Genomic DNA, 17,228 nt, shown 5'->3' with positions numbered 1-17,228 from the left:
AAATTGATCAACCTAACGCCTACCGAATTAGAACGCTATCGTCGCCAAATGATGCTCCCCAACTTTGGCGAACTAGCTCAGAAGCGTCTGAAGTCAGCGACTGTTTTAGTGACTGGTGTGGGGGGATTAGGCGGTACGGCAGCGCTTTACCTGGCAGTAGCAGGCGTTGGGCGGCTGATCCTAGTTCGGGGTGGAGACTTAAGACTAGATGATATGAATCGTCAGGTGCTGATGACAGACGATTGGGTTGGTAAGCCCAGAGTATTTAAAGCGAAGGAAACTCTGGAAGCTATTAATCCCGATGTCCAGATTGAAGCGATTCATGAGTATATCACCGCGGACAATGTAGATGAGTTGGTGCAATCGGCAGATATGGCTTTGGACTGCGCCCACAATTTTACAGAACGGAATTTGTTAAATGAAGCCTGTGTGCGCTGGCGCAAGCCCATGGTAGAAGCTGCTATGGACGGGATGGAGGCATACCTGACAACGATTATTCCCGGTGTCACTCCTTGTTTATCTTGTCTATTTCCAGAAAAGCCTGATTGGGATCGGCGCGGTTTTTCTGTGCTGGGGGCTGTGTCTGGGACACTGGCTTGTTTAACAGCATTAGAGGCAATTAAGTTAATTACTGGTTTTAGTCAACCTTTGTTGTCCCAACTATTAACAATTGACTTAAATCGGATGGAATTTGCTAAACGGCGTTCCCATCGCGATCGCTCCTGTCCCGTTTGTGGAAATACCGCCCCTTGGAGATATTCTCAATCTCAATCTCTTTCCGAAGTGTAAAAACTTGGGTCAAAACCCACACCTGATAACAGAATATTCGCTACAGAACAGGAAACAAAATGACTGTTACTTTAACAGAAAAAGCAGAATTTCGTCTGCGGGCGTTCCTGCAAGGTTCCGCTCCCGAAACTAATAATGTCACTAAAGGTATCCGCATCTCCGTTAAAGATGGTGGTTGCAGTGGCTATGAATATGGATTAGAAATTACCAGTAAGCCCCAACCTGATGATGTAGTTGTCCAACAAGGCAATGTGTTGGTTTATGTTGATGCCAAAAGTGCGCCGTTATTACAAGGCATTGTCATCGACTTTGTAGAAGGAGTAATGGAAAGCGGCTTTAAATTTATTAATCCTAACGCCACAGATACTTGTGGTTGCGGCAAGTCATTTAAAGCCGGTAATTGCACACCAAACGGTGTACCTTGCAGCTAAAACAATTAGGAATTTAGGAAAAAATAGATATAGAACCTTTCCTAAGTTCCATTCCAAAACTTACAAGTTTACAACTTTCCCGTAAACATACTCCGCATCTTTTTGTGTACGGGCAAGAGCATTTCCCCATGCTCAGAGGGGGAGACTTAACCAATTCTGAACAGCAATTCTATTCACGTTTGAGGAGAACCGGAAAATGGCTACTTATCAAGTACGATTGATCAGCAAAAAAGAAAACCTCGACACTGTAGTTGAAATTGACGAAGATACTACAATTCTTGAAGGTGCAGAAGCAGCTGGTATTGAATTACCTTTTTCTTGTCACTCTGGTTCCTGCTCTAGCTGTGTAGGTAAGGTTGTAGAAGGTGAAATTGATCAATCCAACCAAATTTTCTTGGATGATGATCAAGTAGCTAAAGGTTTTGCTCTGTTGTGCGTTACCTATCCTCGCTCCAACTGCACAATCAAAACCCACCAAGAGCCTTACTTGGCTTAATATTTAGCATTAGATAATCTCGTTTTATCTAACTAAATTCATGGCGATAAAATGAAGGATAGTTATTATCCTTCATTTATTGTTGTAATTTTATAGTTTTTGTCTAATTTTTATTTCAGATTAAATATAAACTCTAGGTTATCTGTTGTGTATATACATTATTATTGCCTCTTCTATTTTAATGGCAGGTAAAAAAACTTGATATTCCCAACCTTCACCGGGTTGATGCTCTTTTTGAGTAATAAAGTCTTGGCGGCTATTTCCCTTACCTTGGGGGTAATTTTCTACAGTATGGAAAACTGTGCTACGAGCAATTCCATATGCGGTGATATAAGCTATTACTATTCCTAAAAAAAAGGCAGTATTTTTATTCTTTTGTATATTGAGCATAGCTTCCGATATTGACTGGCAATGACAGTTTCATTGTCTATAGTAACTCTTAATTAAAATATCAACATAGTTCATGGTCTTGAAACAAATCAGTATCTGGCTGCTTTCCTGCTGTACCCATGTTTTCATTTCAGTAGATAGACAAAATATTGACATTCAAATTATTTTATAGTACATTTTTACTATAAAGCTTTCATAGTAAAACTTTACACTCCCGATTCAGCTAGAGGAGATCACAAGCAATGAAATTAGCTAAAATGGATCTGAGCAGTTTAGTCGCCATAGCTCACTCTGATGGACATCTACAGCTATTGCTGAATCGAGGCGAAGAACTGGAATTAATGCAGATTTCTGCACCAGTGGAAGCTTTTGAAGGATTGCAAAGACTTAACAGTCTGATTACAGAAACTGCTGCACTACCGACAGTAGAGGAACCAATTGCTATGCTACCAGTTAGCTCATCTATGGCCTATGCCATTGGCTACGATAGTGATGAAAAAATCTTGCAGATTGAATTTCACAGTGGTGCTACTTATCAATATGCAGGTGTAGATCAGGAGACTTGGGAAGATTTTAGTACCACAGACTTCCTGGGCAACTTTTTCAATGAAGAAATCAAAGGACAGTATGAGTGCGATCGCCTCAATCTTGATACATTCGATGATAATGATTTTTTTTGTGAAAAATAAGCGCAACAGTATAGATATAACTGTTAGCAGTTGATAACCTGTGTTATCAATCCTCTGTCTGGTGACAACATACAAATGTATTAAACAGGGTAAAATACATCTTTAGGTAGATGAATTATCTGCTTAAAAAGCTGTTAATTGAATTGGTGCAGCAAAGATACATCTATCTTTTGTTTGTCCTCTGAATCTTTAAAATATTGCCATTAACCTAGCACTAATTTCTCAATTCAATCTTTTTGTCTCTTGCCAAAGAGATATCAAGCTAAACTCCCATCTCCGCCTCGATATTTGCTAATTAATTTAGCATTTATGGAGGTATTTTTCATTTTTTGTTATTTCAGTATTTAACCACCTAAAATTTATGACCAGAAATTATCCAATTAATCTTATCGATATCTGCCATCATCAAGACGACTCCCTCGATTTCTTTTTCAATGAGAGGTGTCAGGGCAATATAACATTGTATGGTTTTACCTCGGCGATTAGTAGCCTCAAGAATCATTTCGTGAAATTGCGTTTTTCCACCTAAAATTTCTGCTATTGGTAATCGTAATTGTTCTACAGCTAATCCAATATCTAGATTAAAGATTGATTGACCTAATACTTCATCATTCCGTAAACCCCATAAATCTTCAACGGTATTATTCCAAATCGAGATGTGATGACGATTATCAACAACAATAATCCCCGTTTGCAAACTCCGGAGAATGGAAATCATGAATAAGTTGGCACGATTGAGTTCTAAAGTTCGCTCACTCAGTTCATGGTTAATAGTTTGTAATTCTTCATTTGCTGATTGCAACTCTTCATTCATAGTCTCCAATTCTTCATTGGTAGATTGGAGTTCTTCGTTGGTGGTTTCTAATTCTTCGTTGGTAGATTGAAGTTCTTCGTTGGTGGTTTCTAACTCTTCGTTGGTAGATTGAAGTTCTTCGTTGGTGGTTTCTAATTCCTGTCGGGAACGTTGCAGTTCTTCCTGAAGTTTAACGTACAGGGTAACATCATCAAAACCAATAGTTACGCCCAAGGGATGATGATCTGTGTCATAAATGGGCGTAATCTGCACATCAAGATATTGTATGTCTGTATTTGATAAATAACGCTCTACTTTAGCAAGGCTGATGGTATGTGCTTCTCTGTATGCTTGTTCGATTAGCGATCGCAACTCCAGGGGACGATAAGATAATTCTAAATCCTGAAATGGTCGTCCTATGTCTTTGACTGACAGACCAAACAAATTGCGTGCTTGTTCGTTGATAAATACTAGGGTTCCATTGGCTTCTATAACTATTTGAGCAGTTGATGTGGTGTCAAAAGCCAGTTCTTTGAGGCGAATATCACGATTTAACAGTTGAGTAGACTGATCATTCCCGGAATTTGCCATAACGAGCAAGCGATCGCGTATATTCCGAGAAGATACCTTGGTAAATATGCGATTTTTTAAGTCCACAGGGGTGAACAAATGGGAATACATCAGCAACATTTCTGCTTTGCCTAGAAACAGAAAACCACTATCATTCAAGGCAAAATGGAATCTAGCTAAGATTCGTCCCTGAGTTTCTGAATTAAAATACATCAAGGCATTTCTGCACACTAGCAAATCTAATCGAGAAATAGGGGCATCCTGAAGTAAATCATGCCGACCAAAAATCACAGACCGACGTAAATCTTGGCGAAATACAAATTTTTTGCCTAATATTTGAAAATATTTTTGTTGGATATCTGGTGATATTGCTTGCACATCAGTGTGACTGTAAACAGCCTGACGCGCTTGATTCAGCGCTTCTTCATCTACATCGGTAGCATATATTTTGACTCTCTGACGACATTCCTCTATTCCTAAAATTTCTGCAAGTAGAATTGCCAAAGTATAAGCTTCTTCCCCAGAAGCACAACCTGCACTCCAAATCCGGATAGTTTCTCCATTTTTCTTATTTTTTATCAGATTAGGTAAAACTTGTTCTGCTAAGTATTCCCAAGCGGTAGCATCCCGAAAAAATCCTGTTACGTTGATGAGAATGGTATTAAATAGATGGTTGAATTCATCTGGATCAACTTCCAAATAATCTAGATAGTCAGCAAAATTATCTATGTTTAATGACTGAATTCGCTTAGACACACGACGTATCAACGTAGAACGCTTATAACCTGTAAAATCAAACCCCCTATTTTGCCGTAAATAAATCAGTAGGTTTTCAAAGTTGGGGTCTTTCTCATTAGAATTCATAACTTAAAAATAAAATTATGGAAATTATGGCTATGTGCAAGTATTTTTAAGCAAAAAACTGCACTAATAGCTAAGATTTGAGCATTTATGTGTCATTTCTTGGATTTAAGCATCGATGATTGCCAAATTCATCCACAATAAAAAATATCAGTCCCAAGATGTATAAAAAAGTCTTGAATAGTATGTTATTGATTCATTGTCTCTATTTCCTACGGTATTTTTTCAAACAATAATCAGTATTATTCTATAATATTTCGTAAATTACTTATGTCTATTAAAATCAATTAATAATTAACAATCAGTTAAAATTTGATTTGATCAATAGGAGGCAGGAGGTAAAAGGCAAAAAGTTAAACATATTTACTGTTTGAGTTGTGGTTTTTATTTTTTACCTAATTGACAATCTACTGTATATAAAAACCTGAGAGCATCAGTTAAATTAAAGGGCTATTTTCCTCTGCTTTTTTTAGCAATACGTTGAAAATTTTCACCTGAAAATCCTCTAGCCAATAGTAGTTACTCCTCTGTCGATTCTAATAACTCTTTAGCTTGCAATAATTGTTGCTTATACTCTTCACTTACTTGGGGATACTGCAAATTTAAGCCTTGTAATTTGCTACAAATAATATCGGCTACTACCAAGCGTGTAAACCACTTACGATCAGCAGGGATAATATACCAAGGTGCTAATTTTGTACTTGTATGATTGAAAATATCTTCATAAGCTTGCATATAATCATCCCAAAAAGCCCTTTCTCGCACATCATTGACCGAAAATTTCCAATGCTTTTCTGGTGATGCAATTCTTTCTAAAAACCGTTTTTTTTGCGCTGCCTTAGAAACATTCAGGAAAAACTTTAAGACAATAATGCCATTATTAACTAAATATTTTTCAAAATTATTAATTTCTTCAAATCGCTGTTTCCAGATTTGATTTCCTGGGGGAATATGGGGTAATTGTTGTTTAGCTAAAATTTCGGGATGAACACGTACAACCAGCAATTCTTCGTAATATGAACGGTTAAAAATGCCGATTCTACCCCGTTCTGGCAAAGCTTTCATTGTTCGCCATAAGTAATCATGATCTAATTCTTCTACACTGGGCATTTTGAAGCTATAAACCTGACAACCTTGGGGATTTACACCAGACATAACATGCTTAATGGTGCTATCTTTACCAGCAGCATCCATGGCCTGAAAAATAATTAGTAAGGCGTAGGTATTTTGAGCGTAGAGGATATCTTGATATTGAGCTAATTTTTCAATACCTGCACTTAATTTGGCATTGGCATCAGACTTTTCATGGAAATCTGCTAGATAAGCAGGGTCATAATCTTTGGTTAAAGAAATTTGTGTGTTTGGTTTAACGAAAAAAGGATCATGATTCATGTTCAAATGCATCAAACTTTAATTGCGGTTGTGAGGTCGCATAGCTTCTCTACCTAACATAAACATTCCCGCTACACCAAAACTAACAAACCAAATATATTCATACCAATAAGCGTGGATTTGCTGGACTGGGCTAAGTTCTGGGTGTAGTGAGTTTAAATACAATAACAGTAAAACTATCATCAGTGCCCCAAACCCAACAAAAGTTAACCCGATGCGAATTCTGACAGGTTGTAATTCCCAATCACTAATTTCCTCTAAATTAATTTGTGCTAACTCTGCTAAAGATGCTTCTGCTAGAGATGAGGTAACTTGCAGCTGATTACTAATTTTGGGTGGTAGAATCGGTGCAAGAGTGGCGACAGTGGGACGACGCAATAATGCCTCTGTGTCCCTTAGTAACACCAGAGGCTTACGCGGTTGAGAGAGTTGAGTTTTGATCTGTTCTGTGGTGTGAGGTTCTTGAAAGTCCATACCCAGTCAACCTGAAGACTTAACCTTAGACTAGCGAACTAATTTATTCAGTGCAAATGCCTCACGATGGGGAACATCTGACGAATGGAAGTAGGTCTTGGAGGATGACTTCGTGATAATGTTCCTGGGGATAATGTCCAACGTTGTTGAGTTTGATTAGTTCGCTATTGGGGACAGATTTAGTAAAAGTTTCGGCAATATCAATCGATAACCAAGGGTCTATCATGCCCCACTGAATGAGAATTGGTTTTTGCCATTGGGTAAACCCAGTGGTAATTTCTTGCATAGACTGGGATAGCTTGAGGTTGCGAATGGTGTTGAGTAGACTGCGACCCGATGCAGAGGTTTTTAAGAAGGGTTTGCGGTAAATGTCTAAAGCTTGGTCATCAATGCGGTAACGACTACCACCTTCTAGGGTTCTATCTACTAATAAGGGGTCTTGAGTCATGACTTCCCCTGCTAATGGTAAACCCATTTGTTGGATTTTCCAAGGCAGTTGAGCGGCAGTAGAAATGGGTGTATTTAAAATAGCGATGTTGGCAATTTGTTCAGGATAACGTAAGGCATATTGTAACCCAACGGAACCTAAAAAGCCTTGAACAACTAAGGAAAAACGTTCTATTTTTAAAGCTTGAATAAATGCGGCTAAAGCTTGGATATATGTGTCTGGAGTGTAAGCAAAGTCCCGTTTTTCTGGTTTAGCGGAGTAACCATAGCCAAGCCAATCTGGGGCGATCGCTCTTGTACCTTGGGCTGCTAAACTCGGTAGAATATTGCGCCAGCTATAACTTTGGGATACTATGCCATGGAGGAATACAACAGGCAGCAAGTCACTGTTACCCACTGGTGTTGCTTCACGATAAAACCATTCTAGTCCATCGATGGTGATTGTTTGTTCTGTAATTGACACGCTTTTTTCCTATCTGGGAGAATGCAACAGTAACGCATATATGGGTTGATCACTGGATGGGAGACTAAAAAAATTTCGTCTTCTTCATCCTTGAGGAAGCGATCGCTTCCTCTATATTCCCACGGTTAGCCACATCAGTACATTGCCATCACCAAAACCGTATTTTCCATGAATTCGATTTTTGCTAGGTAGGGAAACCACGTAAATTGGCTTAATTTTTGTGGTTTTGAGTGACTTTGATATAATTACGATTGTTTAAATATTGATCAATTTTTAATACTTTCAGGCAAGAATCAGAAAGCAGTGAAAACACCTTTTCATGGTGCATTTTTTTCAACTAGACTTCACTATTTTTGAGAAACAATTAGCCTCAAAGAGTTGCTGCATCAGGTGACAGGTGACAGGTGACAGGTGACAGGTGACAGAAAGAGAGGAGTAGAGGAGGAGGAAAAAGAAGATGTTCCCCCATTTCCCCCTTGCCTACGGCTACATTTGGAAGTTATCTCATGGGTGTGTTTTATCTAAGTCCCCATCATCAGGATTTTCTGCACAATCTATTCCTGTAAATAAAAAATTTTACTATTTATATAAGTAGATATATTTATGCTTCATCCCGATCCTATCCCTCGTCACCAGTCTGCCGGCTTACCCTTAACTAGAAGCTTGAGTGCATTGGAAACTTGGGGTTTTGGGCTGACAGGTCATATCCTCTGGATAGCCATGATTCCGGCAATTCATGCGGCGTTAGGTGCTCAGGCTATGTTTGTTTGGATACCTGCCGTCATCTTTGGGATGTTGCTCAACTATCAGATGGCAAATTTGGGTAAATATTTTGTTCATGTGGCTGGAGGTACACCCAATTACGCCAGTAAATTACTTAAACCCTACCCCAGTTTAGCCACCTATGCAGCCTTGGGATACTATTTCAGTTGGGTTTCCGTCCTGCCAGTCAATGCGATCGTACTCACAGACCTGATAAAAGTCAACTTAGAAACATTACATATTGCTTGTCCACATATCGCCCTAGAAATTGCCTTCACATTATTACCCTTTGTTTTAGCTTTTAGTGGTACTCGTGCCCTGAGTATCCTACATCTGTTTTTCGTCATTCCCGCATGTGGGCTACTATTAGCCTTTTCTGGACAGGGTTTGAGTTGGTTAGCCTTCTCTAATAGTAGTCCGGGATTTTTCCCTGATCATTGGTCGTCATTAAGTTTTCAAGACTGGGCCAAGTGGTTTCTGTTTGTCACCTATGGGACTTATGCTTGTGAAACAGCGTCTTCCTTCGTCGCTGATAGTCACCGTCCCCAAAAGACCCTCTTGGGGCTAAAAATCGCCGCTTGGTTAATGATTCCCATTTATTTAGGCGGTTCCTGGGTAGTGATGCGTTTAGCTACCAACCCGGAATTCAAAGACAGTGCCTACCTCAACTTGCTAGGTGCTTCTACATCTTTTTGGGGAAAATCAGCCCCTTTGATGATTACCTTTTTGCTAGCTGCTTCTTGCTTACTTGCTTGTGCCACAGTAGTTTCCAATTGTCCCCGCATTCTCTATCAAATGGCCCAGGACAAGTATCTATCCCCTGTGTTTGCAGTAGTTTCTCATCGGGGTGTCTTTGGCCCAGCCTTAACTTTAACCCTATTATTGAGTTTGACCTGCCTGATTTGGGGAAATGTAGCACAGATTGTCGTCATTGGAAACGTTGGCTGGTTTATCTCCATTATGGTTGTGCATTTAGCACTGTGGTTGAGGAGGAATAAACCAGGGGTATGGTTTCCCCGTATTTCTCTGGGTATCTTACTACTGGAGATAGTGGTATTACTGGTGGGTGGACTGGCTTGGGGTAAGCAAGAATTTATTCTCGGCTTATTACTGCCCATCGGTATTATGGGAATTGACAGATTGATGGTTCATCTTAGCTTCCCTGTCTTTCGTCCCCATTGGTGGATTAGTATATATAAATCCAAACCTGTAGTAGTTATCAAAGATTCCGTCATGGTACAGGTAACTACTTTGATTTTTCTGCTGTGTAGTGCAGTTACAGCGGGTTGGATATTTGGGCAACATATTCATAAACCAGGGGCTATGGAAGATGAAAACTTGGCCATAGTCTTACTAATGACAGTAGCATTTGTAGGAGTAGCGATCGCCTGTTGGACAAGTTTACCCCAAGTAGTAGAAATTGCAGAAGCCAGAGAAGCCGCTGAACACCTATTTACCGTTGCATTGGATGGAATTTTAGTAGTTGATGAACAAGGCATCATCCTTCAAGCTAACCCAGCTACCGAATCTTTATTTGCCGTTAACCCATCTATATTACTAGGAAGCCACCTCAAACAATGGCTACCACAATTAGACCCATATCCAGAAAAATGGACAGGACGTAGTGAACACACCCTAATTGATAAACATCATTCCATCACTCTGGAAGTGTCTATTTCTAACCGCATCCATCAAAGCTTTCGAGAATATGTGATTATTCTCCACGACATTACCAAACGCAAACAAGCCGAACAAATATTACGCAATTCTGAAGCCAAGTTACGAGAAGAAGCAGCACTTTTAGCCACTCAATTAGTACAAAGTGAAAAGATGTCTAGCTTAGGGCAATTGGTCGCCGGCGTAGCGCACGAAATTAATAACCCAGTTACCTTTATTTATGGCAACCTCATTCATGCCGAGCAGTATATTGAAGATTTAGTAGAACTAATAAAACTTTATCAACAACACAGTTCTTACACTGTACCAGAAATTCAAGAAAAATCAGAAGCAATTGATACAGATTTTTTACTGACAGACCTGCCTAAATTGTTGAATTCCATTAAAATTGGTGCCGAAAGAATCAGAGAAATTGTCCTATCTCTGCGTAACTTCTCGCGCTTGGATGAATCCGAAATGAAAGCAGTGAATATTCATGACGGTATTAATAGTACACTCATGATTTTAGAACATCGCTTGAAGGCAACATCTGAACGTCCTGCCATCAAATTAATCAAAGAATACGGTAAATTGCCATTAGTAGAATGCTATCCTGGGCAACTTAACCAAGTATTTATGAATATTTTAGCTAATGCCATTGATGCCTTAGAGGAAGCATTTACGAATAATGAAAAAATGACTCATCTGCAAATTTTGATTAAAACTGAAGTTACAGATGCTCAACAAGTCATAATTAGAATTGCGGATAATGGTATGGGTGTACCAGAAAAACTACAAAAGCTCTTATTTGACCCATTTTTTACAACCAAACCTGTAGGCAAGGGTACAGGTTTAGGGCTATCAATTAGCTATAAAATCATCACAGAAAAACATCAAGGCAAGCTGCGGTGTATTTCCTCACCAGGTCAAGGGACAGAATTTGCGATCGCTATTCCTTTACATCAACCATAAACAATAGCCATCACAGTGAAATATTTCAGAGACTTTACTTATTTTTAGCAACGCCATCTCTTTATGCTCATTAAGATTTCACACTATCTACTTCTCGTCTTTAAATAATTTAATCAAATTATTTATAGCAATGGACAGAGCGGTTAGGACATTAACTAAGAATAAAACTTAGACAGCAAAAGGCTTTTAGCACTGTCACCTGTCACCTGTTAACTGTCACCTGCTATATTATTCCACTGCAAAACCTGTAAATTGACGTTTATAAGGAGCATGAAATCCTAAAACAATATCTTCTTTAGGTACACCAGCAGCGATTAATTCATTAGCAATACCTATTTCTGTACCATCTCTTTGTATCCAGATTTTATCATCTTTAATATCAACATGAATAATCACGCCATAGGTTCTAATTTGTTGTTTCCAACCAATGTTTAATACTTGGTAATGATGACGTTGCGTATCAAAAAGTAATTTAATTTCTGTACCATTGGCTATATCATTAATAGAATGATTACTTAAAATATTTTGAATAATTTGCGAGTAATTTATTTTTTCCATAAAACAATCTCCTGGTTTAAGGAATCAAAAATTAAAACCTATTTATCTCTTTTACCTAGATAGTTTCTTGATATTTTTTAATATCAGCTAGTATTTCATCCATTGTTACCTCATCTAACCATTGATGACGTTCTTCTGTATAGTCTCCATTACCATTATCAAATTGACGAATAAATCTGATAGCGTCAACATATCCTAAAGCATCTACGAGAGCTTGAAATCCTTTTCTGTATAGTTCAATTGGGGTCATTTTCTCCTCCTTGTCCAATATTATCAGTAGCTTCTGCTAACCAGAACATTGGGTTAGCAACTATTATATTTATATTATCCTTATAGGTTAATGATTTTGACAATAGACGGCTATCAGTGGTTAGGAAAATATCAGCGTTATTTTCAGCACAAGCCAAATGAAAAGCATCAAATTTTTTAATATTAAAAGTTGTTAATTCTATTGCTCTTCGAGTAATCTCTTCTGTGACTAAAATCTTATCATGAGCCATTGTTAAGACTTTTTGTACTTGCTCTCTCCTGTTTACATCTGGAGTTCGGGCAATTTCTAATTCTAAAGCTGTACTACTGACTAATTGCCATTTCCCAGATAGACAATGATTTATAATTTCTAAAATTGCTTCAGTTTCTAGCCTAATTCGCCATTGGGTTTGATCGTCAAAAGGACGATTAAGGCAACAAACATCTAAATATATTCTATATTGTTTATTCATATTTTTAGAACATTGTGTTACAAATGTTATTAATCATTGTTGTTATTAGATTTCTTTAAGTCAACCCAACCTACAATTTTTTTGCATCATTTTAGCAATTTAATTTCTGTACCATTATCTATATCATTAATAAAATGATTACTGAAAATATCTTGAATAATTTGCGAGTAATTTATTCTTTCCATAGAACAATCTCCTGGTTTAAGGAATCAAAAATTAAAACCTTAATTTGAAATCATGATAACAACACATGGGTAGGGGTTTAGCAATGCTAAACCCCTACAAATTCTACTTCCCTGCGATAGCTACGCTTGCCGAAGGCATCGCAATGACGAAAATGCGTTAATCTTGCGTAATTTCTCTATAAATAGCATAAACCAATAAAGATAACATATATACACCTATCATTAACAGTATATTTGCTAATCTTGCATATTTTTTTACATAATTGCCCATTTAGGTAAAGTAAGTGTTTTTTATATAACATCAAGTTTTAACTTGTTTAACTAAATGATAATTTATGCAAGAAGCATTGAATAAAAAATATATGAGCCTATTACTCAACTCCGCGCTGACGCTAACATATAACAAACTGACTGCATTTTCTAGTGCTAATAATTTTTGGCAGGTTTTAAATACTGCTTTTGGTCAACAATACAACCGCAGCGTCGCGGAAATTCTGCGTTTACAGTGGCAAGGTGGTGATTTTAGTCAACTTCCGCAGATTGAGGTTATTGATAGTAGCATTCTTGGCAGTGCTAACGGTGCTTATGCCAGTAGTACGAATAAGATTTATCTGTCAAATAGCTTTGTTGCAACTGCCACATCAGCAGCTATTAGTGCGGTTTTGTTAGAGGAAATTGGGCATTTTGTTGATGCTCATATCAACTTGACGGATAGTGCAGGGGATGAAGGGGCGATTTTTGCGGAGTTGGTACAGGGTAATAGTCTGGATGCTGCAACCTTAGAGGCTTTGCAAAGAGAGAATGACCACGCCACAATTACTGTAAATGGGGAAATTGTTCAAATAGAACAGCAAGATTTTACTGGAACCGCAGGTAATGAAACTATTACGGGAACTTCTGAGAATGATAACATTTATGGTTTAGAAGGCAATGATACCCTGAATGGCGGTGATGGACAAGATCGCATAGAAGGAGGAGATGGAAACGATCTCTTGTCTGGAGGTGGTGGGGATGATGGCTATTATTTTGATTATTTCGGTCTCTATGGTGGTGATGGTAATGACACCTTAAATGGTGAAGCTGGCAATGACGAACTTTATGGTGGTAATGGTAATGACATCTTAAATGGTGGTTCTGAAGATGATTACCTTGACGGTGGTGCAGGTAGCGATATCATTGACGGTGGTTCAGGCAGTGATACCCTCTATTTAGATTACTCCGCTCAAATCACCCCTATTACTATCGCCTATACCGACACTCAGGTAGTTACATCTGGGGTAGGGGATACCTTCAAAGCGATTGAAGGAGTTAATCTGCTCAGTGGTAGTGGTGCTGACAATCTTAATTTTATTGCCACCAGTGTGAATAGTACCATTCAAGGAGGTATTGGCAATGATTTTATTGCTCTCGGAAGTGGTAATGATTCGCTCTATGGACAAGATGGTAATGATACGCTCAATAGCGGTGGTGGACAAGATCGTATAGAAGGAGGAGATGGAAACGACCTCTTGTCTGGAGGTGGTGGGGATGATGGCTATTATTTTGATTATTTCGGTCTCTATGGTGGTGATGGTAATGACACCTTAAATGGTGAAGCTGGCAATGACGAACTTTATGGTGGTAATGGTAATGACATCTTAAATGGTGGTTCTGAAGATGATTACCTTGACGGTGGTGCAGGTAGCGATATCATTGACGGTGGTTCAGGCAGTGATACCCTCTATTTAGATTACTCCGCTCAAATCACCCCTATTACTATCGCCTATACCGACACTCAGGTAGTTACATCTGGGGTAGGGGATACCTTCAAAGCGATTGAAGGAGTTAATCTGCTCAGTGGTAGTGGTGCTGACAATCTTAATTTTATTGCCACCAGTGTGAATAGTACCATTCAAGGAGGTATTGGCAATGATTTTATTGCTCTCGGAAGTGGTAATGATTCGCTCTATGGACAAGATGGTAATGATACGCTCAATAGCGGTGGTGGACAAGATCGCATAGAAGGAGGAGATGGAAACGACCTCTTGTCTGGAGGTGGTGGGGATGATGGCTATTATTTTGATTATTTCGGTCTCTATGGTGGTGATGGTAATGACACCTTAAATGGTGAAGCTGGTAATGATGAACTTTATGGTGGTAATGGTAATGACCTACTACAAGGAACAAATGGTGGTGTAGGGGAACTAGAATATTTAGAAGGAGGTTTAGGTAGCGATCGCTTTATACTTGGTGATACCACTTGGATTGGTTACGATGACGGAGATAGTACAACCAATGGTGACAGCGACTATGCCGAAATAGCTGACTTTAACCCCACTGAAGGGGATGTAATTCAGCTACAAGGAGGTCTGAGTTATCTATTAAACGTTGTCGATGCAGACACTCAACTATTACTGAATAAACCTGGAACAGAACCCGATGAACTCATTGCCATCATCAGAAATCAAACAGGGTTAAGTTTGACAGGTAGTTACTTTGCCTATAAATCCTTACCCACTAACATCACTTTAACTGTATCTCCCAGCAGCGTCCTAGAAGACGGAACAACCAACCTAATTTACACCTTCACCAGAACAGGCAATATAGCTAATGCCTTAACTGTAAATTACAACATTGGTGGTACTGCTACTTTCAACACAGACTATACCCAAACCAGTGCTACTAGCTTTACAGGCACTACAGGAAGTATTACCTTTGCTGCTGGCAGTAGTACAAAAACTCTCACCATTGACCCCACCGCAGACACCACTCTAGAAAGTAATGAAACTGTTGCTTTAACTTTAGCTGCTGGCAGTGGTTACACTATTGGCACAACCACAGCAGTTACAGGAACTATTACTAATGATGACACTAGAGTAACACTAGCAGTCGCCCCCAGTAGCGTGAATGAAGATGGTACAACTAACCTAGTCTATACCTTCACTCGTACCGGAAGTACAACCAATGCTTTAACAGTCAACTATAGCATTGCTGGCACAGCAGATAGTAGTGACTATACTGGTGCTACACCCGGAACCGGAAAAACCATTACCTTCGCTGCGGGTGCAAGTACAGCTACTTTAACCATTGACCCCACAGCAGACAATACCTTTGAAAGTAATGAAACCGTTGCTTTAACTTTAGCAACCGGTACAGGTTACACCGTTGGTACAACCACAGCAGTCACAGGAACTATTACCAATGATGACCCCCTACCCATTATTAACCTGAGTAGTAATCAAACCATTGTCGAAGGTTTGACCAGTCCCCAAAATGTCAGCTATACAGTAACTCTCTCCAACCCCAGTAGCCAAACTATCACCGTTAATTATGCCACTGCCAACGGTACAGCTACAGCAGGGTCAGACTACACCAGCACTAGCGGCATTCTCACATTTAACCCTGGTGTTACCAGTCAAGTCATTAATATCCCCATTCTCAATGATTCTATTAATGAAGCCAATGAAAGCATCACCCTGACGCTGACTAATCCAACTAATGCCTCCTTGGGTAGTGGGACAACAGCGACTACAACCATTACCGATACCTTAACCACTTCAGTTACCACCACCCTACCCACAAATGTAGAAAATTTGACTCTCACGGGAACATCTGCCATCAACGGTACAGGTAATGCAGGTAATAACGTGATTCGGGGCAACAGCGGCAATAATACCCTGTCAGGTGGTAATGGGAATGATACTTATCTTTTCGTGGCTACAACTCCTTTAGGCACTGATACAATTGTCGAAACTACCACAGGGGGAATCGATACTATCAGTTTTAGTGGTACTACGGTAGCGACAAATATTAATTTGGGAGTTACCACATCACAAACTGTTAATAGTAATCTCAAACTGATCCTGTCTGCCAATAATGTGATTGAAAATGCTACAGGTGGCACAAGTAATGACCGTCTCACAGGTAATGTTCTCAATAACACCCTCAATGGTGGCGATGGCAATGACCAATTACAGGGCTTAGGGGGAAATGATACCCTCAACGGAGGTAATGGTAATGACGTTCTCACAGGTGGCAGCGGTAATGACCTGCTGTGGGGAGGACGTGGTGATGACATTCTCGTTGGAGATACAGGCAATGATCAATATCAGTTTAAAGATACTGGAGTCTTTAGTAGTGTTTTAGGTGTGGACTATATCAGTCAGTTTGAAGTAGGACTAGATAAAATATTGCTGAGTAAAACTACTTTCAGCGCCATTAGTAACAGTGTGGGAACAACTTTAACTGATTTTGCCTTTGTCACTGATGATGCTTTAGTAGATGCCAGCAATGCCCGTGTCGTCTTTAGCCAAAGCACTGGCAGCCTGTTCTATAACCAAAATGGTAATGTTTTAGGTGCAGCCGCAGTATTTGAATTTGCCCGGTTAGGTAATCCTGACATTACTCTTGGTAGTAGCGACTTTACTCTAGTTGCCTAATAACTACATTCTTCTAGGGTAGGCATCTTGCCTGCCCTGAAATCAGACGCATGGTGAGTTATACCGTTTCGCTTTAATAATGATAAAAATGCGTGGGTAAAGGTTTAGCAATGCTAAACCCCTACGCTTAATTTATAAGGATTAGGATTTGTGTGAATTA

The 17,228-nt window shown here is 39.2% G+C and carries 14 protein-coding genes; 6 read left to right on the top strand and 8 right to left on the bottom strand.

Translation table 11 applies throughout. From position 1 onward, the window contains the following. Nucleotides 1-3: 3 nt before the first annotated feature. The 3 genes from H6G73_RS14745 (at nt 4) to H6G73_RS14735 (ending at nt 1,716) form a co-directional block, all read left to right on the top strand. Entirely contained in the window at nt 4-789 is a 786-nt protein-coding gene (locus H6G73_RS14745) for a HesA/MoeB/ThiF family protein (RefSeq protein WP_190605712.1), read from the top strand. 59 nt (nt 790-848) lie between these two features. Further along, on the top strand, nt 849-1,220 hold the full coding sequence (locus H6G73_RS14740; protein WP_190605709.1) for a HesB/IscA family protein: 372 nt from the start codon (nt 849-851) through the stop codon (nt 1,218-1,220). A gap of 196 nt (nt 1,221-1,416) precedes the next feature. Beyond that, complete coding sequence (locus H6G73_RS14735; RefSeq protein ID WP_190605707.1) at nt 1,417-1,716, top strand: 2Fe-2S iron-sulfur cluster-binding protein; 300 nt, start codon at nt 1,417-1,419, stop codon at nt 1,714-1,716. Between the two features lie 138 nt (nt 1,717-1,854). On the opposite strand, the gene H6G73_RS14730 is transcribed toward H6G73_RS14735, so the two are convergent. After that, nucleotides 1,855-2,106, bottom strand: a complete 252-nt coding sequence (locus H6G73_RS14730) for a hypothetical protein (protein ID WP_190605705.1) — start codon at nt 2,104-2,106, stop codon at nt 1,855-1,857. Between the two features lie 242 nt (nt 2,107-2,348). On the opposite strand from H6G73_RS14730, the gene H6G73_RS14725 reads away from it, so the two are divergent. Continuing rightward, entirely contained in the window at nt 2,349-2,795 is a 447-nt protein-coding gene (locus H6G73_RS14725; RefSeq protein WP_190605703.1) for a KTSC domain-containing protein, read from the top strand. 352 nt (nt 2,796-3,147) lie between these two features. Here H6G73_RS14725 and H6G73_RS14720 read toward each other — a convergent pair whose 3' ends face one another. The 4 genes from H6G73_RS14720 to H6G73_RS14705 all read right to left on the bottom strand — a co-directional run bounded on the left by H6G73_RS14720 (nt 3,148) and on the right by H6G73_RS14705 (nt 7,795). Beyond that, the gene (locus H6G73_RS14720; protein WP_190605701.1) at nt 3,148-5,022 is read right to left on the bottom strand and encodes a CheR family methyltransferase; all 1,875 of its coding nucleotides are present in this window, start codon (nt 5,020-5,022) and stop codon (nt 3,148-3,150) included. 516 nt (nt 5,023-5,538) lie between these two features. After that, entirely contained in the window at nt 5,539-6,411 is an 873-nt protein-coding gene (locus H6G73_RS14715) for a polyphosphate kinase 2 family protein (RefSeq protein WP_190605700.1), read from the bottom strand. Nucleotides 6,412-6,429: 18 nt separating this feature from the next. Then, nucleotides 6,430-6,885, bottom strand: a complete 456-nt coding sequence (locus tag H6G73_RS14710) for a hypothetical protein (RefSeq protein ID WP_190605698.1) — start codon at nt 6,883-6,885, stop codon at nt 6,430-6,432. 61 nt (nt 6,886-6,946) lie between these two features. Next, nucleotides 6,947-7,795: an alpha/beta fold hydrolase gene (locus H6G73_RS14705; RefSeq protein WP_190605696.1), complete on the bottom strand. Its 849-nt coding sequence runs from the start codon at nt 7,793-7,795 to the stop codon at nt 6,947-6,949. A 603-nt stretch (nt 7,796-8,398) separates the two neighbouring features. On the opposite strand from H6G73_RS14705, the gene H6G73_RS14700 reads away from it, so the two are divergent. Continuing rightward, nucleotides 8,399-11,185, top strand: coding sequence for an ATP-binding protein (locus H6G73_RS14700; protein ID WP_190605694.1), 2,787 nt, complete (start codon nt 8,399-8,401; stop codon nt 11,183-11,185). 228 nt (nt 11,186-11,413) lie between these two features. On the opposite strand, the gene H6G73_RS14695 is transcribed toward H6G73_RS14700, so the two are convergent. The 3 genes from H6G73_RS14695 to H6G73_RS14685 are packed head-to-tail and all read right to left on the bottom strand — an operon-like array spanning nt 11,414 to nt 12,465. Further along, nucleotides 11,414-11,743: a XisI protein gene (locus tag H6G73_RS14695; protein WP_190605692.1), complete on the bottom strand. Its 330-nt coding sequence runs from the start codon at nt 11,741-11,743 to the stop codon at nt 11,414-11,416. 55 nt (nt 11,744-11,798) lie between these two features. Continuing rightward, the gene (locus H6G73_RS14690; RefSeq protein ID WP_190605690.1) at nt 11,799-11,993 is read right to left on the bottom strand and encodes a hypothetical protein; all 195 of its coding nucleotides are present in this window, start codon (nt 11,991-11,993) and stop codon (nt 11,799-11,801) included. Then, entirely contained in the window at nt 11,980-12,465 is a 486-nt protein-coding gene (locus H6G73_RS14685) for a type II toxin-antitoxin system VapC family toxin (protein WP_190605688.1), read from the bottom strand. Before H6G73_RS14685 ends, H6G73_RS14690 begins: the two co-directional genes overlap by 14 nt. A gap of 520 nt (nt 12,466-12,985) precedes the next feature. On the opposite strand from H6G73_RS14685, the gene H6G73_RS14680 reads away from it, so the two are divergent. After that, complete coding sequence (locus tag H6G73_RS14680; RefSeq protein ID WP_242034206.1) at nt 12,986-17,068, top strand: beta strand repeat-containing protein; 4,083 nt, start codon at nt 12,986-12,988, stop codon at nt 17,066-17,068. Nucleotides 17,069-17,228: the final 160 nt, after the last annotated feature.

Source organism: Richelia sinica FACHB-800 (genome assembly GCF_014698825.1).
Lineage (GTDB): Bacteria > Cyanobacteriota > Cyanobacteriia > Cyanobacteriales > Nostocaceae > FACHB-800.
This window is presented reverse-complemented; position numbering and strand designations above follow the sequence as displayed.